Raw genomic sequence first — 21,941 nt, forward strand, 5'->3', positions numbered from 1 at the left:
CGGACCAGGTCAGAACCAGCGGCGGTTCTCGCCGGGTCCTTCGACGTTGCTGACGCAGCGGCTGCACAGTTCGGGATGTTCCACATGGCTGCCGACATCGTCGCGGCGGTGCCAGCAGCGCACGCACTTTGCGGCGTTGCTGACGGTGGCGGAGATCCAGGCTTCGGCCCCCCCCAGTTCGATTCTCACCGCATCGTCCGCGTGCGGCGTCGGTGGCGCCAGGGTGAAGTCGGAAGTGATGAAGAAGAAGCGCAGTTCGTCGCCGACTTCCGCGTAGCGCGACTGGATCGCGGCGTCGGCATGAACCACCAGTTTGGCTTCCAGTGCCGCGCCGATCTGTTCGGCTTTGCGCATGCCTTCGAGCACGCGTGAAGCGCTGTCGCGGATTGCCAGCAGGTCGGACCAGTAGCGCCGCTGGTCCGGCAGGTTCTGCGTGTCTGCCAGGCCTTGGTACCAGGTCTCGAACAGCACGCTGTCACCACGCTCGCCCGGCATGGCCTGCCAGATTTCCTCGGCGGTGAAGCTGAGGATCGGCGCCAGCCAGCGCACCAGCGCCTCGGCGATGCGGTACATCGCGCTCTGCGCGCTGCGCCGGCCACGGCTGTCGGTCGGCATGGTGTAGAGCCGGTCCTTGGTGATGTCCAGGTACAGCGCACCCAGCTCGTTGGTGCAGAAGTTCTGGATGCGCGCCACCACTTCCGGAAAGTCATAGCGTTCGTAGGAAGCCAGCACAGCCTGCTGCACGTCATGCGCCTGCTGGATCGCCCATTGATCCAGCAGCAGGCTGTCTTCGACCGGGAGCAGATGCCTTGCCGGATCGAAACCATCCAGATTGCCGAGCAGGAACTTCGCGGTATTGCGGATGCGCCGGTAAGTGTCGGAGACGCGCTTGAGGATCTCGTCGGAGACGGTCATCTCGTTGCGGTAGTCGGCCGAGGCCACCCACAGGCGCAGCACGTCCGCGCCCAGCGACTCCATTACTTTCTGCGGTGCCACCACATTGCCCAGCGACTTGGACATCTTGCGGCCGTTCGCATCGACAGCGAAGCCGTGCGTGAGCACTTCCTGATACGGCGCGCGCCCGAAGATTGCCGACGAGGTCAACAAGGAGGACTGGAACCAGCCGCGATGCTGGTCGGAGCCTTCCAGATACATCACCTTGTAGTGCGACGCCGCGCCCTGCTGCAGTTCCGGGCACTGGCCGATTACCGCGTAGTGCGTCACGCCGGAGTCGAACCACACGTCCAGCACATCGGTGACTTTTTCGTAGTCGTTCGCGTCATCACCCAGCAGCTCGGCCGCATCCAGCGTGAACCACGCATCGACGCCGCCCTGCTCCACCTTCTTCGCGATCTGTTCAAGCAGCGCCACGGAATCGGGATGCGGCTGCTGCGTGGCCTTGTGCACGAACAGCGCGATCGGCACGCCCCAGGTGCGCTGGCGCGAGATGCACCAGTCCGGACGCCCGGCAACCATGCCGGCGATGCGTTCCTCACCCCAGCCTGGCACCCAGCGCACGCTCTTGATCGAGGTGAGTGCGGTCTCGCGCAGCGAGGCCTGTTCCATCGAGATGAACCACTGCGGCGTGGTGCGGTAGATCACCGGCGTCTTGTGGCGCCAGCAGTTCGGATAGCTGTGCTCGATTTTCGCGAACGCCAGCAGCACGCCACGCTGACGCAGCAGATCGACGATGGCGTCGTTCGCCTTCCAGATGTGCATGCCGCCCAACGCGAGCGGATCGGCGGCCGGCGTGTCGATGCGATAGGTGCCGCGCGGCTCGATGTAGTTGAGCAAGCCGATGCCGTACTCGCGCGCCACCACGAAATCCTCGACGCCATGGTCGGGCGAGGTGTGCACCGCGCCGGTGCCGTCCTCGGCGCTGACGTGCTCGCCGAGGATCACCGGCACCTCGCGCGGGTAGAACGGATGGTGCAGCTGCAGGCCTTCCAGCGCCCTGCCTTCGGCATGGCCCAGCACGGTCGCCTGCCCGATGCCGTAACGCTGCGCCGCCTTGTCGGCCAGCGCGCCGGCGACCACCAGCAGCACGCGCCTGCCGTTTCGCGCAGGGCCCTCGATCAGCGCGTATTCCAGATCGGCGCCGAGCGACACCGCCTGGCTTTCCGGCAGGGTCCACGGCGTGGTGGTCCAGATCGGAACGGCGGCGATCGCATCGCCTGCGTCCATGTTGAACTTGGCCGCCAGCGCTCTCGCATCGACCGCGTCGTACGCCACGTCGACTGCAGGCGAGACCTTGTCGCCATACTCGATCTCCGCTTCGGCCAACGCCGAGGCGCAATCGAAGCACCAGTACACCGGCTTGGCGCCGCGTACCACATGGCCGTTGGAGATGATGCGCGCCAGCGCGCGCAGCATGTCGGCCTCATAGCCGAAATCCATCGTGCGGTACGGATGCTGCCAGTCACCGAGCACACCGAGCCGCTTGAAATCGGTGCGCTGGGTATCGACCTGCTCGGTCGCGTACTCGCGGCATTTCTGCCGGAAGGCGGCGGCATCGAGCTTGTCGCCCGGCTTGCCGAATTTCTTTTCCACCGCGATCTCGATCGGCAGACCGTGGCAGTCCCAGCCCGGTACGTACGGCGCCCGATAACCAGCCAGCAGCTTGGACTTGACCACCATGTCCTTGAGGATCTTGTTGACCGCGTGGCCGATGTGGATCGGGCCGTTCGCGTACGGCGGCCCGTCGTGCAGCACGAACACGCTGTCGCGATCGGCGGTCTTCCGCTGGATCTGCGCATAGCGGTCGACCCGCTCCCACTCGGCCAGCCAGCCCGGCTCGCGCTTGGGCAGGTCGCCGCGCATCGGGAAATCCGTCTGCGGCAGGTTGATCGTGCTCTTGTAATCGTGGGTCATTGCGTGGATGCCATCACTGAAATATTGCCGTCCGCCGGTTGCGCGGACAAAGAGTTCAAACTTAAACGATACGTGCGCGTGCCGGAAGCCGGTTCACACTTCGACCAGTCGCGGATTCATGCCCAGCAGTTCGCGCGCCCGGCGTGAATCCAGCGCCATCTGCGCCTTGAGCGGTTCCAGCCCGTCGAACTTCTGTTCGTCGCGCAGCTTGGCGACGAACTCCACCGCCATGCGCTTCCCATACAGGTCGCCGTCGAAGTCGAACAAGTGCACCTCGAGCAGCGGCTGCCCGACCTGGTTAACGGTCGGGCGTACGCCCAGGCTGGCCACGCCGGGCCAGCTGCATTCGCCTTCACCCAGCCCCACGCGCACCGCAAAGATGCCCTGGACCGGACTAACCCGCCGCTGCAGATGAATGTTCGCGGTGGGATAGCCGAGCGTGCGGCCAAGCTGGTTGCCGTACTCGACCTTGCCCTCGATCACGAACGGCCGGCCCAGCAGCGGTTCGGCGCCGGCAAATTCACCCGCAGCCAGCAAGGCCCGCACCCGGCTGGCCGAGACGCGCGCGCCATCGAGCTGCACCGGTGGCATCGTGCAGGCGGCAAAGCCAAGCTGCGCTCCCATCCGCTCCAGCAGGGCGACATCGCCGCCGCGCTTGTGGCCGAAGCGGAAGTCGCCCCCCACCCATACCTCGCGTGCAGCCAGCCGCTCGACCAGCACGCGCCGCACGAAGTCCTCTGCCGACATCGCCGTCAATGCCTGGTTGAAGCGCAGCAGCAGGGTGTGTTCCATACCGGCGGCAGCAAACCCGCGCAGCTTTTCGCGCACGCTGGACAGGCGCGGCACCGGTTCGGCGGAAAAGAACGCCCGTGGCAGCGGCTCGAAGCTCACCACGACCGGACTGACGCCGAGCGCCTGCGCGCGAGCGCGCACCTGGGTCAGCAGTGCCTGGTGTCCACGATGCAGGCCGTCGAATGCGCCGACCGCCATCACGCTGCCGCGCGGGGCCAGGCATGGGCCAGCCACGTCCCTGGAAAGTCTCATCATCGCGTCAGTATAACGGCCGCGCGGACGCGGTTGCTGGCGACGAAGGCTTCACGCGTTGCGCAGATCGCGCATCCGGAAGCCGAGCACAAACAGCGTGCCGACATACGCTGCACCCCCCGTCGTCACAAGCACCAGCAGATGCCACAGCCGGGTAAGCCAGCGCACCTGGGACCAGTCGGGCCACAGCCAGCGCCCCAGCAGCAGCACGGCTACCATCGCCGTGCACGCCAGCGCCAGGCGCAACAGATGCCGCGACCACCCCGGCTGGCGCTGGTACACACCGGCCTTCTTCAACCAGTGCCACAAGAGGTACAAGTTGACGTAGGCCGCCACCGCGCTGGCCAGGCCCAGGGCCATGTGCAGGCCGGGCAGTTGCGCCAGACCGTCCAGCCAGGGCAACTGCTTCAACCCGGCTGGCGCCCACAGCTCGAAGAGCAATACCAGGAACAATACGTTCAGCAGCATGTTGGTGAGCAGCGAGGCGACGCCCGCGCGCACCGGCGTGCGCGTGTCCTGGCGTGCATAGAACGCCGGCAACAGCACCTTCACCAGCGCAAACGCCGGCAGCCCGAAACTCAGCGCCGTGATCGACAGCGTCGCCATGTCGGTGTCGTGCGCGGTCCAGTGGCCATGCTGGAACAACGTGGCGACCAGCGGCCCTGCCAGCAGCATCAACCCGAACATCGCCGGCACGGCGATCAGCAGCGTGATCCGCAGGCCCCAGTCCAGCGCGCGCGAAAACCCCGCCTTGTCGGTGGTGACGTGGTGGCGCGACAGCGAAGGCAGGATCACCGTACCCAGCGCCACGCCGAACACACCCAGCGGCAGCTCCAGGAAACGATCCGCCTGCGACAGCCAGCTTTGCGAACCGACGATCAGATAGGAGGCGATCACCGTATCGAACAGCAGGTTGATCTGCGCCACCGACGAGCCGAACAAGGTCGGCACCATCAGCCGCATGATCTTCCGCACCTCGGGATGGCTCCAGCCCCAGCGCGGCAGGGTCAACAGATCCAGGCCGCGCAATGCGGGCAACTGGAACAGCAGTTGCAGCACGCCGGCGACCAGGATCGCCCAGCCCATCGCCATGATCGGTGTCTGCAGCCGCTTCGACAGCCACAGCGCACCGGCGATCATGCACAGGTTGAGAATCACCGGCGTCAGCGCCGGCAGGCCGAAACGATGGAAACTGTTCAGCGCACCGCCGGAGAGTGCCGTGAGCGACACGAACAGCAGAAACGGAAAGGTCAGTCGCAGCAATTCCACGGTGAGCTCGAACTTGCCCGGCTCGTCGATCGCACCAGGCGAAAACAGCGTGGTCACCTGCGGCGCAAAAATGATTCCCAGCGCGGTGATCACCAGCAGCACGCCGCCGAGCGTGCCCGACACCCGCGACATCAGGCGCTTCAGATCCGCATGCGAGCCCCTTTCCTTCACCTCGGTGAACACCGGCACGAACGCGGTGGAGAACGAGCCCTCGGCAAACAGCCGGCGCATGAAATTGGGGATGCGGAACGCCACCCAGAACGCGTCGGTGGCACCGTTGGCGCCGAACGCCGCATTGATCGACATGTCGCGCACCAGGCCGAGCACCCGCGAGATCATCGTCATGCTGCTGAACGAAAGCAGCCCGCGGAACATGGTGGGAGACTTCATGTGGCTGTCATTGATCGTCTGCATCGGCCGGGCCGAGGGCGCGTAGTTTGACAGCCGCCGCGGGCAGGATGACAGCCCGTGATGTGGCAGAATCCCGATACCGCATGGGGCGCAGCCCGGTCGCAGCCCGTCCGCGCCGCCTAAATGATTGACGCATCGGCGAATCGACCGCATAATTGGCGTCTTTTTCCAACCCCAACCCTGCATTCCGGAGTTCTACCTTGGCCAACATCAAGTCCGCGAAGAAGCGCGCGCGCCAGTCCGAACAGCGCCGCCTGCGCAACATCAGCGCCCGCTCCATGGTCCGCACCGCCCTGAAGAAGGTCGTCAAGGCCATCGAGGCCAAGGACAAGGCCGGCGCCATCGCCGCGTTCACGGTTGCGCAGCCAGTCATGGATCGCTACGCCGCCCGCGGCCTGATCCACAAGAACAAGGCGGCCCGCCACAAGAGCCGCCTCAACGCGAAGATCCGCGAACTGGCGTAAGCCGGCTGCGCGACTCGGGTTGCACGAAGAAGCCGGCGCAAGCCGGCTTCTTCGTTGATGCCTTTTGCGGGGACACTCCCTGCAGCGGGAATCCCGCCCCGATCTCTCACCGCCGCGGACGAAACTCTAGCGGCACCGCTTCGACCCGCGCCGCCGCCGGCGGCTTGCTGCCGCAGGCGCCGCAGGTGCTGCAGCCATCGCTGCAGTTGCCGGTAGCCTGCCTGGGTTGCAGGCGACGACCCATCGCGCGCACCCATCCGGCACGCCCGTGGCGACTGAAGTGGATGGAGGCCGCAGCCAGCCAACGATTGGTGAGTTCGGGCGCCAGCTTGCGGAACACGATCAGCGCACTGATCAGAACCGCCACGCCGATCACCACGTACTGCAGCAGCAGGCTCGTGCTCATGACAGCAACCTCGCCGCCTGGTAGACGATGAACGACGCCGCGTAGGCCATGCCAAACATGTAGCCGAACGAAATCGCCACGTTGCGCCAGGAGTTGGTCTCACGGCGGATCACCGCCAGCGTGGACATGCACTGTGGCGCATACGCAAACCAAACCAGCAACGACAGCGCGCTGGCGAGCGAAACCTGCCCGGCAAGCGCATGACCCAGCCCGCCGGCGGCCTCGCCGCCGACCAGATACACCGTGGCCAGCGCGGCCACCGCCGTTTCGCGCGCGGCGAACGCCGGGATCAGCGCCAGGCTGATCTGCCAGTTGAAGCCGATCGGCGCAAAGATGTATTGCAAGCCGCGCCCGAGGTAGCCGGCAAAGCTGTAGTTGATGGCCGGCCCGGTCGCACCGGCCGGCGGCGACGGGAAGGTGGAGATGAACCACATAAGCACGGTCAGCCCGAGGATCACGCCGGTCAGGCGCTTCAGGAAAATCGCACCGCGCTCGTACAGGCCGATCGCCACGTCGCGCACCTTCGGCATCCGGTACGACGGCAGCTCCATCAGCAGCGCATGTTCGCTCTTGTCGCGGCGCAGGCGCTTCATCACCCAGCCCACCGCCATCGCCCCCAGAATGCCGGCCAGATACAGCGCAAACAGCACAATGCCTTGCAGGTTGAACACGCCGAACACGTAGCGGATGGGAATGAACGCACCGATCAGCAACGCATACACCGGCAGTCGCGCCGAACAGGTCATCAGCGGGGCGATCAGAATGGTGGCCAGACGGTCGCGCGGATCCTGGATGCTGCGCGTGCCCATGATGCCGGGGATCGCGCAGGCGAAGCTCGACAGCAGCGGAATGAACGAGCGCCCGGTCAACCCCACCGACAGCATCAGGCGATCGAGCAGGAAGGCTGCGCGCGGCAGGTAACCCGATTCCTCCAGCGTGAGGATGAACAGGAACAGCACCAGGATCACCGGCAGGAAACCCAGCACCGTGCCGAGGCCGCCGAACAGCCCATTGACCACCAGGCTCTGCAGTGGCCCGGCCGGCATCAGCGCGGCGACGTGCTCGCCCATCCAGCCGAAGCCACCGCCGATCAGATCGCTCATCGGCTTGCCGGCGGCATACACCGCCTGGAACACCAGAAACATCACCAGGGCGAGGATCGCCAGCCCGAACACCGGATGCAGCGCCCACCGATCGAGCGCGTCGTCGAGCTCCGCGGTGGCGCGCGGCATCGCCACCGTCGCACGCAGGATCTCGCGCACCTGTGCATGCAGCTCGGCGCGGCTGGCGGGGTCATCCGGTTGTGCCGGCGCCGCCATCGGCATCTCGCCGTCGACACGCTCGATCAATGCCCGCGCCCCGCCACGCTTCACCGCGATGGTCTCGACCACGGGCACGCCGAGGCGGCGCTGCAGTTCCGGCACGTCGATCTCGATACCGCGGCGGCGCGCGGTATCCATCATGTTCAGCGCCAGCACCACCGGTCGCCCCAGCCGTTTGACCTCCAGCACGAAACGCAGATGCAGACGCAAGTTGGTGGCATCGGCCACGCAGATGATCAGGTCCGGTACCGCCTCGCCCGGATAGTTTCCAGCACAGACGTCACGAGTGATCTGTTCGTCCGGGCTGTTCGCCTCGAAGCTGTACGTGCCCGGCAAATCGAGTATCTGCAGTACACGCCCGGATGGCGCCGTGAAGCGCCCTTCCTTGCGCTCGACGGTGACGCCGGCGTAATTCGCCACCTTCTGGCGGCCGCCCGTGAGCAGATTGAACAACGCCGTCTTGCCGCAATTCGGGTTGCCGACCAGCGCGATCCGCAAGGTCGAGGTACTCATGCCGTCACCTCGGTACGCACGCTGACCCGGGCCGCCTCGGCGCGGCGCAGGGCAAAACGGGTGTAGCCGATCTGGATCAGCAGCGGGTCACCGCCCATCGGCCCGATTGCCACCACCCGCACCGGTTCGCCATCCACGAAGCCAAGATCGCGCAGGCGCTGCGCGATCGGGTCCGCCGCGTGCGCATCGTGCACGTGGTCAACCACGGCGGGAGCTCCCTTGGGCAGATCGGACAGGCGCACGGCGGCCTCTCAAATAAGAATTGTTCGCATTGTAGCCCTTTGTCCGTGCCGCTGCATGCGGCCACGTCACTGCGATGGGCTGCGTTTATCATGGGGGTATTTGCGGGGACGACCGATGACCGATTCCATCCTCAGCGAACGCCGCGGCGCAGTCGCCTGGCTCACCCTGAACCGTCCGCAAATCCACAACGCTTTCGACGATGCCCTGATCGCCGCACTCACCCAGGCACTGGCGCAGGCTGACGCCGATCCGGCCGTACGGGCCGTGGTGCTGACCGGCAACGGCAGTTGCTTCTCCGCCGGCGCCGACCTCAACTGGATGCGCGGCATGGCCGGCGCCAGCGAGCAGGAAAATCGGGAGGATTCGCTGCGCCTTGCCCGGCTGATGCGCAACCTGCAGTTCCTGTCCAAGCCGACCATCGCGCGCGTCAACGGCGCCGCCTACGGTGGCGGCGTGGGACTGGTCGCCTGCTGCGACATCGCGGTCGGCGTCGACACCGCCAAGTTCGCGCTGTCGGAAGTGAAGCTGGGTCTGGTGCCGGCGGTGATCTCGCCCTATGTGATCGCCGCGATCGGGCTGCGCGAGGCGCGCCGGCTGTTCGTTACCGGCGAAGTGTTCGATGCCGCCACGGCGGCACGCATCGGCCTGCTGCATGCCGCCGTGGCCGGCAATGAACTCGACGAAGCGGTCGAACGCCAGCTCTACCTGCTGGCCAAGGCCGGCCCGCTGGCCCAGCGCGAAGCGAAACAGCTTGCGCTGCGCATCGGCGGCAGCGACCCGGCGCAGGCCGAGCGCATCGACATCGCCAACGCCGAACTGATCGCCCGCCTGCGCGTCTCGCCGGAAGGCCAGCACGGCCTCGGCGCCTTCCTCGACAAGCGTGCGCCGGCGTGGGTGGGTGGCGCCCAGCAAGAGGCCTGAGCATGACGCCGTCGGCAGCTGCGAGGCATGGTACATCCGCGGCTGCCCGGATCCGGGGCAAGTACCTCGTCGTCGACTACGGCCTGCTCGATGCGGGGGCAGCCGTGAAAATTCCGTGGGCTCCGGCGACAGGCCCCGATCACCCGCTTGCCGGGACGACGACCAAGCCCTGATGCTGCGCCGCGCATCGGCGACGACCCGGCAATCTGCTAGTTTGAATGGCTTTGCATCGATACGAACGGCTTCAAGGATTCTGCATGTTCGAACGCGTACTGATAGCCAACCGCGGCGAGATCGCCTGCCGCGTGATCCGCACCTGCCGCCGCCTCGGCATCCACACCATCGCGGTGTATTCGGAGGCGGACAAGGATGCGCAGCACGTGCGGCTCGCCGACGAGGCATGGCCGATCGGCGGGCCGCGTCCGGCCGACTCGTACCTGCGCGGCGATGTCATTCTCGATGCCGCTAGGAGAACCGGCGCGCAGGCGATCCACCCCGGCTACGGATTCCTCTCCGAGAACACCGGCTTTGCGCGCGCCTGCATGGACGCCGGCATCGCGTTCATCGGCCCGCGACCGGAGAGCATCGACGCGATGGGCTCCAAGGCGGCTGCCAAGGCGCTGATGGCGCAGCATGACGTGCCGCTGGTGCCCGGCTATCACGGCGAGAACCAGGACACCGCCTTCCTTGCCGAACAGGCAGCGATGACCGGCTATCCGCTGATGATCAAGGCCGCCGCCGGTGGTGGCGGCAAAGGCATGCGCATCGTGCGCAACGCAAGCGAATTCGTCGATGCGCTCGCTTCGGCACAACGCGAAGCGACCAGTTCCTTCGGCGATGCCCGGGTCATTCTCGAACGCTACGTCGAACACCCCCGGCATATCGAGTTCCAGGTATTCGGCGACACCCTCGGCCAGGTGATCCATCTCAACGAGCGCGAATGCTCGGCGCAACGCCGCTACCAGAAGGTGCTGGAAGAAACCCCCTCACCGTTCCTTGACCAGGCTCGCCGTGCCGCGATGGGAGCCGCTGCCGTGGCTGCCGCGCAGGCCGTGAATTACGTCGGCGCCGGCACGGTGGAATTCATCGTGGCGCAGAGCGGCGAGTTCTTCTTCATGGAGATGAACACGCGCCTGCAGGTCGAACACCCGGTGACCGAACTGACGCTGGGCCTGGACCTGGTCGAATGGCAGCTGCGTGTCGCCGCGGGCGAACCGTTGCCCCTGCGGCAGGATGAAGTCCACGCGGACGGTCACGCGATCGAAGTGCGCCTGTACGCGGAGGACCCCGACCAGAACTTCCTGCCCGCCTCCGGAGAGCTGCAGGCGCTGCGCCTGCCCGCCCCGTCGCCGCATGTGCGCCTCGACGGTGGCGTGGTCGAAGGCGACACGGTAACCATCTTCTACGACCCGATGATCGCCAAGCTGATCGTGTTCGACGCCACCCGCGCGCAAGCCCTGCAGCGGCTGCGCGAGGCGCTGGCCGTGTGCGAGATCATCGGGCCGAAATCGAATATCGGTTTTCTCGAACGGCTGGTGCGGCACCCGGCGGTGGTCGAGGGTCGCATCGACACCGGCTATCTGGATCGCCACCTGGACGAATTCCTGGTCGGCGAGGTGACGCCGGCCGACGCCGTGCTGTTCGCTGCCGCCACGGCCGCGCTGCTCCACGACGAGACGGGCGTCAGCGGCGGCGCGGCGGATCCGCGTTCGCCCGATCCGCATTCCCCCTGGGCATGCGCCGATGCGTGGCGCATCGGACACGCCGGCAAACGCATCGTGGCACTGACCACCCGCGAGCGGCGGTACGACGTCGACGCGCATGGCCACGCCGGCAACTATCAACTGCGCCACGGCGACGCGATCTGCGAGGTGCGCGGCGCGCGGCTGCTGGGCGACCACTTGAGCGCCCGCTTCGACGGCGAATCGCAGCGCGTGCCGCTGCGTGCCGACGCGGCGCGCGTGCTGCTGCACGACGCCAGCGGCCAGCGCTACAGCTTCAGCCGCGCCGCCGCGTTCGCCTGGGAGGCGAAGGACGCCGCCGGCGGCAACCAGGTCATCGCGCCGATGCCCGGCCGCATCGTGCTGGTGAAGGCGCAGGCCGGCGATGTGGTCGAACAGGGCCAGGAACTGCTGGTGATGGAGGCGATGAAGATGGAACTGGCCTTGAAGGCGCCACGCGCCGGCACCATCGAAAGCGTAAGCACCACGCAGGGCGAATTCGTCGAGGCAGACGCGGTACTGGTGCGTTTCGCCGACGCCTGATTTCTATTGACGTCATTCCAGCGAAAGCTGGTAGACGATACTTCCCTGGAGTCACGCATGAACGCTTCCAGCCACGTCCGCATCGTCGAAGTCGGCGCCCGCGATGGCCTGCAGAACGAGAAGACCCTGCTGCCGGCCGAGGTGAAGATCGCACTGATCGACCGGCTGTCTTCGACCGGCCTGCAGACCATCGAGGCGACCAGCTTCGTCAGCCCGAAGTGGGTGCCGCAACTGGCCGACGCGGCCGAGGTGTTCCGCGGCATCCGCAAGGTACCGGGCGTGAGCTACCCGGTGCTGGTGCCGAACCTGCAGGGTTACCAGCGCGCGCGCGAGGTCGGCGCCACCGACATCGCGGTGTTCACCGCCGCGTCGGAAGCGTTCAACCGCAAGAACATCAACGCCTCGATCGACGAGTCGATCGAGCGCTTCATCCCGGTGATGGAACAGGCCCGGACCGACGGCGTGCGGGTGCGCGGCTATGTCTCCACCGTGCTTGGCTGCCCGTACCAGGGCGAGGTGCCGGTCAGCGACGTGGTACGCGTGGCGCGCCGGATGCACGAGCTGGGCTGCCACGAGATCTCGCTGGGCGACACCATCGGCGTGGGCACGCCGGCGAAGGCGCGCGCGATGCTGCACGCAGTGGCGCAGGACGTGCCGATGACGGCGCTGGCCGTGCACTTCCACGACACCTACGGCCAGGCGCTGGCTAACATCCTGGCCTGCCTGGAGGAAGGCGTGCGCGTGGTCGACAGCGCCGTATCCGGCACCGGCGGTTGCCCGTACGCGAAGGGCGCCACCGGCAACGTGGCCAGCGAGGATGTGGTCTACATGTTGCACGGCATGGGCATGGACACCGGCATCGACCTCGACCTGCTGGTCGCCGCCGGCGCCTGGCTGGCCGCACAACTGCACAAGGAAACCGCCAGCCGGGTCACCCGGGCGCGCACCGCCGCCGTCTGAAAGCTCGCTATCATCAGCGCTTCGGCTGACCGGACGAAGCGATGCGCGCAAGCCTGAAGACCTGGTGGCAGACGGCGGCGATCCTGCTGTTCCTGCTGTGTACCCTGCCCGCTGCCGCGACCACGCCGCAAGGCGACCGGCTGCTGCTGCCCGAGCGCGTGTGGACCGGCGACGGCGATGCCGCGCACAGCGGCTGGGCGGTGCTGGTGCACGACGGCGCGATCGCCGCCGTGGGTCCGGCCGACTCGATCCACGCACCGGCCGGCGCGCATCGCGTCGAACTGCCCGGCGCCACGCTCACCCCCGGCCTGATCGACCTGCACTCGCACCTGTTCCTGCATCCGTACAACGAGATGTTGTGGAACGACCAGGTGCTCGCCGAGCCGCAGGACTACCGCACGCTGGAAGCCGCCGCCCACGCGAAGGCCACCTTGCTGGCCGGCTTCACCACCTTGCGCGACCTCGGCACCGAGGGCGCCGGTTTCGCCGACGTTTCCATCAAGCGCGCAATCGATGAAGGGCTGATTCCCGGCCCGCGACTGTTCGTGGCCACCCGCGCGATCGTCGCCACCGCCAGCTACGGCCCCGGCCCGCGCGGCTTCCGTCCGGATATCGAACTGCACGGCGGCGCGCAGGAGGTCAGCGGCGTCGACCAGGCCATGGCCGCGGTGCGCGAGCAGGCCGCGCGCGGCGCGGACTGGATCAAGATCTACGGCGACTACCGCGTCGGTCCCGACGGCAGTACCGCACCCACCTTCACGTCCGCGGAACTGAAGGCGTTGGTCGACACCGCGCACCAGATCGGTCGCCCGGTGGCCGTGCACGCGGCCAGCAACGCCGGCGTGCGCATGGCGGTGGAGGCCGGCGTGGACAGCGTGGAACACGGCTACGGCGCCAGCGAGGCGACCTTCAGACTGCTGAAGCAGCACGGCACCGCCTACGAGCCCACCCTCACCGCGGTCGATGCCACCTCGGAATATTTCCAGCACTACGTGCCGGGCAAGTCCGAACCGACGCCGGCCATGAAGGAAGCCGAGCGCGCGTTCCGCTCCGCGCTGAAAGTGGGCGTCATCATCGGCAACGGCAGTGACGTCGGCGTGTTCGCGCATGGCACCAACTGGCGCGAGCCTGCGGCGATGGTGCGCGACGGCATGACTCCAGCGCAGGCGCTGCACGCGGCCACCGACGTGGCAGCGAAGATACTGCGCCAGTCGCAGCGCTTCGGCCGCATCGCGCCTGGCCTGGCGGCCGACCTCGCCGCGTTCGGCGGCGACCCCAGCACGCAGATCGACGCCCTCAAGAAACCGGTCTTCGTGATGAAGGACGGCATCACCTATCGCAGCCCCGACATGACCCCATGACCAGCACCTTCCTGATCCGCCCGATCGAACCATCCGACAATGCGGCCATGGCTGCGATCATCCGCAGCGTGATGCCCGAGTTCGGTGCCGACGGTCCCGGCTTCGCGATCCACGACACCGAGGTCGACACCATGTACCAGGCCTACGCGCAACCGCGTTGCAGCTATTTCGTGGTCGAGCGGGACGGCACGGTGATCGGCGGCGGCGGCGTGGCGCCACTCGAAGGCGGCGAAGCCGACGTCTGCGAGTTGCGCAAGATGTACTTCCTGCCCACCGCCCGCGGCATCGGTGCGGGCACGGCGATGATGCAGCGTTGCCTCGACGCTGCCCGCGCGCACGGCTTCCAACGCTGTTACCTGGAAACGCTGACCGGCATGGACGCCGCCCAGACGCTGTACAAGCGCAGCGGTTTCACGGCCCTGTGCAACGCGATGGGCGGCACCGGCCACCACGGCTGCGATCGCTATTTCATCCGTGACCTGTGAGGTGAGGTATGACGAACCACGATCCCCGCATCGACGCCTACATCGAGAGATCCGCCGATTTCGCCCGGCCGATCCTGGAACATCTGCGCGCCCTCGTGCACGCCGCCTGCCCCGAGGTCGAAGAAGGCCTGAAGTGGAGCATGCCGTTCTTCAGCTACAAGGGCGCGCCGATGTGCATGATGGCGTCGTTCAAGCAGCACTGCGGCTTCGGCTTCTGGCTGTCGAAGGAAGTCACCGGCGGCAACGACGAGGACGGCATGGGCCAGTTCGGCAAGCTCGCCTCGCTGAAGGACCTGCCACCGAGGAAGCAGCTCATCGCGTACCTCGGCAAGGCGATGGCGCTGAACGAGTCCGGCGTAAAGAGGGCGCGCCCGAAGGCCGCCGCGAAACCCGCGCCGACGCTGCCGGACGAGCTGTCCGCCCTGCTCGCGAAGCGACAGCACGTCGCCGCGCGCAAGGCCTGGGACAGCTTCCCGCCCGGGGCACAACGGGAATACGTCGAGTGGATCGCCGAGGCAAAAACCGACGCCACCCGCCAGAAGCGCCTCGCCACCACCCTGGAGTGGCTGGCCGAAGGCAAGCGGCGCAACTGGAAATACGAGAAGTGTTGAAGGCCACCCAACAATGATCCGCATCGCCCGCGACGAAGATGCCGCCGCCATCCACGCGATCTACGCGCCTTCGGTCACCGATGGCGTGGCCACCTTCGAAACCGAACTGCCGGGCGTGGATGCGATGCGCGAGCGCATCCGCGCACGCCTGCAGCACTACCCGTGGCTGGTGTGGGAGGGCGCCGGTGAAGTGCTGGCGTACGCCTATGCCGGGCGCTTCCGCGAGCGCGCCGCCTACGACTGGATCGCCGAAACCTCGATCTACGTGCGCCACGACGCGCAGCGCCGCGGCATCGCGCGCCGGCTCTATGGCGTGCTGCTGGACGTGATGCGGCTGCAGGGCATCACCCAGGCGGTCGGCGTGATCACCCTGCCCGGCACCGCCAGCGTGGCAATGCACGAAGCGATGGGCTTCACTTCCGCCGGCGTATGGCGCCAGTGCGGCTACAAGCTGCGCCAATGGTGGGACGTGAGTGTCTGGCAGAAGGAATTGCAGCCAGCCGCGACGCCTCCATCGGCGGTGAAGCCGTTTCCGACGCTCGCCGATACCGCGGCGCTGCGCAACCTTCTCGGCCGAACCGCGTGCGCATGAAAACGGCGCGCCCGCGGTGCGGACGCGCCGTCAAGTCGACAAGGCGACTTACTGGTTGAGCAGCAGGTCGACGATCACGCCGGTGGTGATCGCCACCAGCAGGAAATCGCCGTTGTCGCTGCGCACCCAGTGATAGCCGCGTGGCGGTTCGCGCAGGCGGTCGCGGCGCCAGTCGGTCACCACGTAACGGGTGCGGTATTCCACCGGCAGGTAACCACCGCGGTGGTACCAGCCCTCATGGCGGCCGCGATCGTGCCAGCTGCCGTAACGGCCATGGTCTCGATCATCATCGTCTCGCACATACCGGTCGCGATCGTGCCCATGGCCGCGATCGCCATCGTTGTGCCCATGTCGGCCATTGTCGTGGCCGTGGCCGTGACCACGGCCGTGATCCTGTGCCAGCGCGGAGCCGCTTGCCAACATCAACGCTACACCACACGCGGCGGACAGACTCAATAGCTTGTTCATGCGTTGCTCCCTTTGCACTGGATGGAAAGTCACCGGATGAATCCGGCGGTCGACGCCAACATGGCCGGAATTACCCCAATGCCACATGAATCCGCTGCCATGACAGGTTTCGCGTTCAGCCTGCAGCCGCATGCGGCGGTCAGCTACCATGGCGGTTTTTCGACATCGGCATCAAGGATTCCCATGCACCTCGACCAAGTCAAGGCAATCATCACCGGCGGCGCGTCCGGACTCGGCCACGCGGTGGCGCAGCACTTCGTCGCCCACGGCGGCCAGGTCGCGCTGTTCGACGTCAACGAAGACAAGGGCCACGCCGCCGCGAAGGAACTGGGCAATGCCGCCCGTTTCTTCCGCACCGACGTCACTTCCGAGGAAGGCGTGGCCACCAACGTGGCTGCCGCGCATCACGCGATGGGTGGCCTCAACGTGTTGATCAACTGCGCCGGCATCCTCGGCGCAGGCCGCGTGCTGGGCAAGGAAGGCCCGATGCCGCTGGCCAACTTCGCCGGCACCGTGATGGTGAACCTTGTCGGCAGCTTCAACGTGGCCAAGGCCGCGGCCGCACTGATGCAGAACAATGAGGCGGGCGAGGACGGCGAGCGCGGCGTGATCATCAACACCGCTTCCGTCGCCGCCTACGAAGGCCAGATCGGCCAGGCCGCGTACTCGGCGTCCAAGGGCGGCGTGGTCGGCATGACCTTGCCGATGGCGCGCGAGCTGGCGCGCTTCGGCATCCGCGTGGCGACGATCGCGCCTGGCATCTTCTGGACACCGATGGTCGACAGCATGCCCGAAGCCGTGCAGCAGTCGCTGGGCGCCTCGATCCCGTTCCCTTCGCGGCTGGGACAGCCCGGCGAGTACGCCAGCACGGTCGCCTTCATCCTGGGCAACCGCTATATCAACGGCGAGACGATCCGGCTGGATGGCGCCGTCCGATTGCAGCCGAAGTAATCTCTCCGCTTCCCACCTCACTCCATACGAATCCATCGCATGAAAGCTTCCGACGTCAAGAAAGGCAACGTGGTCGAACACGACGGCACCGTCTACCAGGTGCGCGACATCGAGCGCAGCTCGCCCAGCGCGCGTGGCGGCAACGTCACGTTCCGCTTCACCCTGTATTCGATCCCCGGCGGGCGCAAGTTCGACCTCAGCCTGCGCGCCGACGATGAGTTGCGCGAGATGGACCTGGTCCGTCGCGCGGCGAATTTCTCGTACATGGACGATGGCGCGTTCGTGTTCATGGATGCCGAGGATTACACCCAGTACCCGCTCTCGCCCGAACTGGTCGGCGACAACGCCGGCTACATCGTGGAGGGCATCGAGGGCTACTACGTGCAGCTGATCGACGATGCGCCGGTCGGCCTGCAGGTGCCGACCAGCGTCGTCCTCACCGTCGTCGACACCGCGCCGGAAATGAAAGGCTCCAGCGCCACCAAGCGCAACAAGCCGGCCAAGCTGAACACTGGCATCGAAGTGCAGGTGCCCGAGTACATCAGCAACGACGAAAAGGTATGGGTGAACACGCTCACGGGCGAGTTCGCCGGTCGCGCGTGAGTCGTCCCGCGCACGAAGCTGCTCGCCGACTCGGTCGCTGGCCGAGGTATCCGCTTGGACTGCCGCTGGCGGCACTTGCCACGCTGGCGGCGTTCGCACACACGCCCGCGCATCCTGCCGACGGCAACTGGCCCCGGGCCATAGCGCAGTTCATCGAGCGCAGCGGGAACTGCCAGCACTTCGCGGGGGAGTTCGGCGGTGACGGTTCGCCGCGCGACGCCGAGGTCAATCGTGCGATGGACAAGTTGCGTTGCAACTCGCTGCCGGCCGACCTGCGGACGCTGCGCCAGCGCTATCGCGCTGATGCTCGTGTCACTGCTCGACTGGCAGCCTTCGATGACGAGGGCATGCCGAAAGACGATGGCACCAGCGACTGAGCAGGCATCGCCTGCGCGGCGCGGCATCCATCGCAGCGGTCTGCGCCGGCATAGGGCAGAATCAACGCTCACCAGCGAGCCAACGACATACCCATGCCATCCAGCGACTACTCGCTACGCGCCCACGCGATCGAGAGCCTGACCGTCATCAAGCGGCCGGATGTGCCGTTGCGGGTGGTCGTGCGCAATACCGCGGCGGTGGTGCTGCCACTGGGCATCGGCATGGCCATGGGTCATCCGCAGATCGGGCTGGGCGTGGCCGCTGGTGCGCTGGACACGATGTTCTCCGATCAGCCCGGGCCCTATCGTCAGCGGTTGCGGCAGCTGGTGCTGGCGTCGCTGGCCGCCGGTCTTGCCGCGCTGGTGGGCTTCCTGATCGGCGGTGAGCTGTTGCCGATCCTGCTCGCCACCGCGGCGTGCGGATTCTTCGGCGGCTTGCTGGTGGTATTCGGCACCGACACCGCGCGGGTGGGCATGACCAGCATGATCCTGCTGGTGATCACGGCGTCCACGCCCACCACGTTGGGCGCCGCCCTTGGCAGCGCCGCGCTGATCTTCGCCGGTGGCTTGCTGCTTGCCGCGTTCTCGCTGGCGGCATGGCCGCTGCAGCGCTACTGGCCCGAGCGCCAGGCGCTGGCCAACGTGTACGCCGGGCTGGCCGTGCTGGCCCGGCAGCCGACGCACGACGACGCCGAGGTGCCTGCACTGACCGAGGCGATGACCACGCTGCAGCAGACCTTGCTGGGACGGCATCGCGCCCATGGCCGCGCCATGGAGGCATTCAGCGTCCTGCTGGAGCTGGCCGAACGGATCCGGCTGGAGCTCACCGCGATGGGCGAGCTGCACGCCGATACGACCACCCACGCCCTGTTCCGCGATGATGCCGCGCGCGTGCTCGCCGCAATTGCCGAGGCGCTGGAGCAGGGCGAGTCTCCCGAGCAGGCGGGACACGCGCTGCAGACCCTGCGCGCCAGCGAGCGCGCCTTGTTTGGCGGAACTGCCGACAGCGGCGGATTGCCCGCGCATATCCATGCCTTGTCCGGCCAGCTGGCTGCGGCGGTGCGCAACGCCGACTGGGCGGGCAGCCGCGGCGAACTGCGTGCCAGCGCGGCGGAAACCCAGCTGCCCAAGAGCCTGCGCAGCAGTTCGATCTGGCCCACCCTGCGCGCCAGCCTCACCCCGCGATCGGTGGCGTTCCGTCATGCCGTGCGCATGGCAGTCTGCCTCAGCGCCGCGCTGTGGATCTCGCGCCAGCTGCAGTTGCCGCATGGCTACTGGCTGCCGATGACAGCGGCGATCGTGCTGCGGCCGGATTTCGCCGCCACCTTCAACTTCGGCCTGTTGCGCGTGCTCGGCACCGTGCTCGGCCTGATTCTCACCACCGTGCTGCTGTACATCACGCCGGACGAACCCTGGGCGCATCTGGCATTGATGGCCGTGCTGTGCATGGCGTTTCGCTATCTGGCCACCGCGCACTACGGCATCGCCGTGGCGGCGCTGACCGGCACCGTGGTGATCCTGCTTTCGTTCGAGGGCGTCAGTCCGGGAGCGGCGGTGTCGGACCGGGTGATCAACACCGCGCTCGGCTGCGGCATGGCGCTGCTCGCCTACGTGGCATGGCCCACCTGGGAACGGGGCCGCGCGCGTGCCGCGCTGGCGGTGATGCTGGATGCTTATGCCAGTTACCTGCGCGCACTGGCGCTGCCCGACCAGCGCGGCGCCCATCGCGACGCGCGCACTGCCGCGCGCACCGCGCGCATCAACGCGCAGGCCTCGATCGACCGCATGCGCACCGAGCCGGCCACTCCGCCCGAACTGCTGGCGCTGGCACGGGCGTTGTTCGCCAACGGCAACCGGCTGGCACGCACCGCGATGACCCTGGAAGCGGTGATCGACGATGTCGCCGCCCTGCCCGCGCAAGCCGACATCCGCCGCTTCGCCGAACACGCGGCGGACGCCCTGCAGAACATCGCCGCCGCCCTGCGCGAACAGCGCCCGATCGACGCTTCGCCCGACCTGCGCAACCTGCAGCGTGCGCTCGTCGCCGTGACCCAGGACGCCCCCGATCGCGCCGCCAGCGAGTTGCTGGCGCGGATCAGCGACCGCCTGGTCGACAACATCCAGGCGCTGGCCTATGCGATGAAGCGCAGCCAGCCCGGGGTCGCCGCCATCGCGGCCCGGCCCGGGCCGTAAACCCGCGCGACGCCGCGGCGCGGAGGTTTTACACTCCACGAATGCTCAAGATCGATACCCACGCGCACATCCTGCCCCGCGACTGGCCGAACCTGGCGGCCAAGTACGGCGACGACCGCTTCCCGGTGATGACGCATACCGACGGCCGCCACCGCATCTACAAGGACAGCCGGTTTTTCCGCGAGGTGTGGGATTCGGCGTTCGACCCGCAGACTCGCATCGACGACTACGCCCGCTTCGGCGTCGACGTGCAGGTGATCTCCACCGTGCCGGTGCTGTTCTCGTACTGGGCGCCGGGACACCAGGCGCTGGAGCTGCATCGCCATCTGAACGAGCACATGGCCGGCCTCTGCCGCGACTATCCGCGCCACTACGCCGGCATCGGCACGGTGCCGCTGCAGGCGCCGCAGCTGGCCGTGCGCGAGCTGGAGCGCTGCATCGACGAACTGGGCCTGCAGGGCGTGCAGATCGGCTCGCACTGCGGCGACTGGAACCTGGATGCGCCGGAGCTGTTCCCGTTCTTCGAGGCCGCCGCCGATCTCGGTGCCGCGGTGCTGGTGCACCCGTGGGACATGATGGGCATGGCCAGCATGCCGAAGTACTGGATGCCGTGGCTGGTCGGCATGCCCGCCGAACAGTCGCGCGCCGCCTGCTGCCTGGTCTTCGGCGGGGTGATGGAGCGGCTACCGAAATTGCGCGTGATGCTCGCTCACGGCGGCGGCAGTTTCCCCTCGACCATCGGCCGCATCGAGCATGGATTCAAGATGCGTCCGGACCTGGTCGCCACCGACAACCCGCGCAACCCGCGCGAGTATCTCAAGCGTTTCTATTTCGACTCCTGCGTGCACGACGACCAGGCCCTGCGCTATCTGCTGGATGTGACGGGCGTCGAGCAGGTGATGCTCGGCACCGACTATCCTTTCCCGCTGGGCGAACAGGAACCGGGCAGCGGCATCGAGGCGCTGGGCCTGAACGACATCGATCGGGCCCGTCTGTTCCACGGCACCGCACTGGAATGGCTGGGCCTGCCCCGCCACCGCTTCGTCCCCGACTCCGTCTCCAAGGAATCAGCATGAGTTTCCTGCGCAGCGCCACCTCGCCCGTCATCGTCCTGGCCATCACCCTGCTGCTGGCCGGCAGCGTCCACGCCACCGAGGTCAGCATGGCCGACGGCAGCGTCAGCTTCAGCACGCCGGACAACTGGCTCGGCATCATGGAAACCCAGGGCGACCCCGAAGCCCGCGTGTTCCAGGTGCCCGACCCCTCGCCCACCGGCAAGAACAGCCTCGCCCGCGTCACCGTCACCGTGAAGCGGGTGGACGACGTCAACGGCTTCAACCAGTACCGCAGCGAAGCCACCGCGAAAGCCATGGCGCTGCCCGGCTACAAGGCCGCCGAGGTGCCGCCGGCACCGAACAGCAACGTCTACACCGCGCAGGAAAACGCCACCGGTTTCAGCTACACCGAGCACTACTGGTTCAAGAACGGCCACGCGATCCAGCTCCGCTGCGTGCGCCCCAGCCAGACCCAGGCCGGTGCCGCGTGGAAGGCCGAATTCGACAAAGGCTGCGACGCGATCGCTGCGCAACTGAAGTAGCGCTCCCTCATCCCA

21 protein-coding genes are annotated in these 21,941 nt (G+C 67.2%); 14 read left to right on the top strand and 7 right to left on the bottom strand.

The window, feature by feature from the left end:
* Positions 1-9 precede the first annotated feature (9 nt).
* The 3 genes from ileS to murJ all read right to left on the bottom strand — a co-directional run bounded on the left by ileS (position 10) and on the right by murJ (position 5,574).
* The gene (gene ileS / locus ACFPME_RS15220) at positions 10-2,871 is read right to left on the bottom strand and encodes an isoleucine--tRNA ligase (RefSeq protein ID WP_377306503.1); all 2,862 of its coding nucleotides are present in this window, start codon (positions 2,869-2,871) and stop codon (positions 10-12) included.
* A gap of 93 nt (positions 2,872-2,964) precedes the next feature.
* Positions 2,965-3,918 (bottom strand): bifunctional riboflavin kinase/FAD synthetase, encoded by a 954-nt coding sequence (locus tag ACFPME_RS15225; RefSeq protein WP_377306504.1) that lies wholly within the window; start codon positions 3,916-3,918, stop codon positions 2,965-2,967.
* A 48-nt stretch (positions 3,919-3,966) separates the two neighbouring features.
* The gene (gene murJ, locus ACFPME_RS15230; protein ID WP_377306505.1) at positions 3,967-5,574 is read right to left on the bottom strand and encodes a murein biosynthesis integral membrane protein MurJ; all 1,608 of its coding nucleotides are present in this window, start codon (positions 5,572-5,574) and stop codon (positions 3,967-3,969) included.
* 221 nt (positions 5,575-5,795) lie between these two features.
* Between murJ and rpsT the strand changes: the two genes are divergently transcribed.
* Positions 5,796-6,059 carry a 30S ribosomal protein S20 gene (rpsT, locus tag ACFPME_RS15235; RefSeq protein ID WP_072760571.1) on the top strand — a complete coding sequence of 88 codons (264 nt, stop codon included), beginning with the start codon at positions 5,796-5,798 and terminating at the stop codon, positions 6,057-6,059.
* A 106-nt stretch (positions 6,060-6,165) separates the two neighbouring features.
* On the opposite strand, the gene ACFPME_RS15240 is transcribed toward rpsT, so the two are convergent.
* Genes ACFPME_RS15240 through ACFPME_RS15250 form a run of 3 tightly spaced genes read right to left on the bottom strand, consistent with a single transcriptional unit; the run spans position 6,166 to position 8,542 of the window.
* Positions 6,166-6,465 carry a DUF6587 family protein gene (locus ACFPME_RS15240; RefSeq protein WP_377306506.1) on the bottom strand — a complete coding sequence of 100 codons (300 nt, stop codon included), beginning with the start codon at positions 6,463-6,465 and terminating at the stop codon, positions 6,166-6,168.
* Positions 6,462-8,300, bottom strand: coding sequence for a ferrous iron transporter B (gene feoB, locus ACFPME_RS15245; protein ID WP_377306507.1), 1,839 nt, complete (start codon positions 8,298-8,300; stop codon positions 6,462-6,464). The genes ACFPME_RS15240 and feoB overlap by 4 nt, the downstream gene beginning before the upstream one ends.
* Positions 8,297-8,542: a FeoA family protein gene (locus ACFPME_RS15250; protein ID WP_377306508.1), complete on the bottom strand. Its 246-nt coding sequence runs from the start codon at positions 8,540-8,542 to the stop codon at positions 8,297-8,299. Before ACFPME_RS15250 ends, feoB begins: the two co-directional genes overlap by 4 nt.
* Before the next feature lie 115 nt (positions 8,543-8,657).
* On the opposite strand from ACFPME_RS15250, the gene ACFPME_RS15255 reads away from it, so the two are divergent.
* From ACFPME_RS15255 to ACFPME_RS15285, 7 genes are all read left to right on the top strand, one after another.
* Positions 8,658-9,464, top strand: a complete 807-nt coding sequence (locus tag ACFPME_RS15255) for an enoyl-CoA hydratase-related protein (RefSeq protein WP_377306509.1) — start codon at positions 8,658-8,660, stop codon at positions 9,462-9,464.
* A 257-nt stretch (positions 9,465-9,721) separates the two neighbouring features.
* On the top strand, positions 9,722-11,728 hold the full coding sequence (locus tag ACFPME_RS15260; RefSeq protein WP_377306510.1) for an acetyl/propionyl/methylcrotonyl-CoA carboxylase subunit alpha: 2,007 nt from the start codon (positions 9,722-9,724) through the stop codon (positions 11,726-11,728).
* 57 nt (positions 11,729-11,785) lie between these two features.
* A complete protein-coding gene (locus tag ACFPME_RS15265; RefSeq protein ID WP_377306511.1) occupies positions 11,786-12,688 on the top strand; it encodes a hydroxymethylglutaryl-CoA lyase in 903 nt (300 codons plus the stop codon).
* 41 nt (positions 12,689-12,729) lie between these two features.
* On the top strand, positions 12,730-14,049 hold the full coding sequence (locus ACFPME_RS15270) for a metal-dependent hydrolase family protein (RefSeq protein ID WP_377306512.1): 1,320 nt from the start codon (positions 12,730-12,732) through the stop codon (positions 14,047-14,049).
* Complete coding sequence (locus tag ACFPME_RS15275; protein WP_377306513.1) at positions 14,046-14,534, top strand: GNAT family N-acetyltransferase; 489 nt, start codon at positions 14,046-14,048, stop codon at positions 14,532-14,534. Before ACFPME_RS15270 ends, ACFPME_RS15275 begins: the two co-directional genes overlap by 4 nt.
* Before the next feature lie 8 nt (positions 14,535-14,542).
* Entirely contained in the window at positions 14,543-15,145 is a 603-nt protein-coding gene (locus ACFPME_RS15280) for a YdeI/OmpD-associated family protein (protein ID WP_377306514.1), read from the top strand.
* Between the two features lie 13 nt (positions 15,146-15,158).
* On the top strand, positions 15,159-15,737 hold the full coding sequence (locus tag ACFPME_RS15285) for a GNAT family N-acetyltransferase (protein ID WP_377306515.1): 579 nt from the start codon (positions 15,159-15,161) through the stop codon (positions 15,735-15,737).
* A 48-nt stretch (positions 15,738-15,785) separates the two neighbouring features.
* Here the strand turns inward: ACFPME_RS15285 and ACFPME_RS15290 are convergent, their stop codons facing one another.
* On the bottom strand, positions 15,786-16,205 hold the full coding sequence (locus tag ACFPME_RS15290; protein WP_377306516.1) for an RcnB family protein: 420 nt from the start codon (positions 16,203-16,205) through the stop codon (positions 15,786-15,788).
* 183 nt (positions 16,206-16,388) lie between these two features.
* Between ACFPME_RS15290 and ACFPME_RS15295 the strand changes: the two genes are divergently transcribed.
* From ACFPME_RS15295 to ACFPME_RS15320, 6 genes are all read left to right on the top strand, one after another.
* Entirely contained in the window at positions 16,389-17,156 is a 768-nt protein-coding gene (locus ACFPME_RS15295; RefSeq protein ID WP_377306517.1) for an SDR family NAD(P)-dependent oxidoreductase, read from the top strand.
* A 39-nt stretch (positions 17,157-17,195) separates the two neighbouring features.
* Positions 17,196-17,759, top strand: coding sequence for an elongation factor P-like protein EfpL (efpL, locus tag ACFPME_RS15300; RefSeq protein WP_149364405.1), 564 nt, complete (start codon positions 17,196-17,198; stop codon positions 17,757-17,759).
* Positions 17,756-18,136 (top strand): hypothetical protein, encoded by a 381-nt coding sequence (locus tag ACFPME_RS15305; protein ID WP_377306518.1) that lies wholly within the window; start codon positions 17,756-17,758, stop codon positions 18,134-18,136. Before efpL ends, ACFPME_RS15305 begins: the two co-directional genes overlap by 4 nt.
* 93 nt (positions 18,137-18,229) lie before the next feature.
* Entirely contained in the window at positions 18,230-20,329 is a 2,100-nt protein-coding gene (locus tag ACFPME_RS15310) for an FUSC family protein (protein ID WP_377306519.1), read from the top strand.
* A 41-nt stretch (positions 20,330-20,370) separates the two neighbouring features.
* Positions 20,371-21,405: an amidohydrolase family protein gene (locus ACFPME_RS15315; protein ID WP_377306520.1), complete on the top strand. Its 1,035-nt coding sequence runs from the start codon at positions 20,371-20,373 to the stop codon at positions 21,403-21,405.
* Entirely contained in the window at positions 21,402-21,926 is a 525-nt protein-coding gene (locus ACFPME_RS15320; RefSeq protein WP_377306521.1) for a hypothetical protein, read from the top strand. The genes ACFPME_RS15315 and ACFPME_RS15320 overlap by 4 nt, the downstream gene beginning before the upstream one ends.
* Positions 21,927-21,941 lie beyond the last annotated feature (15 nt).

The organism is Rhodanobacter umsongensis (assembly GCF_042654965.1).
Taxonomy (GTDB): Bacteria; Pseudomonadota; Gammaproteobacteria; order Xanthomonadales; family Rhodanobacteraceae; genus Rhodanobacter; species Rhodanobacter umsongensis.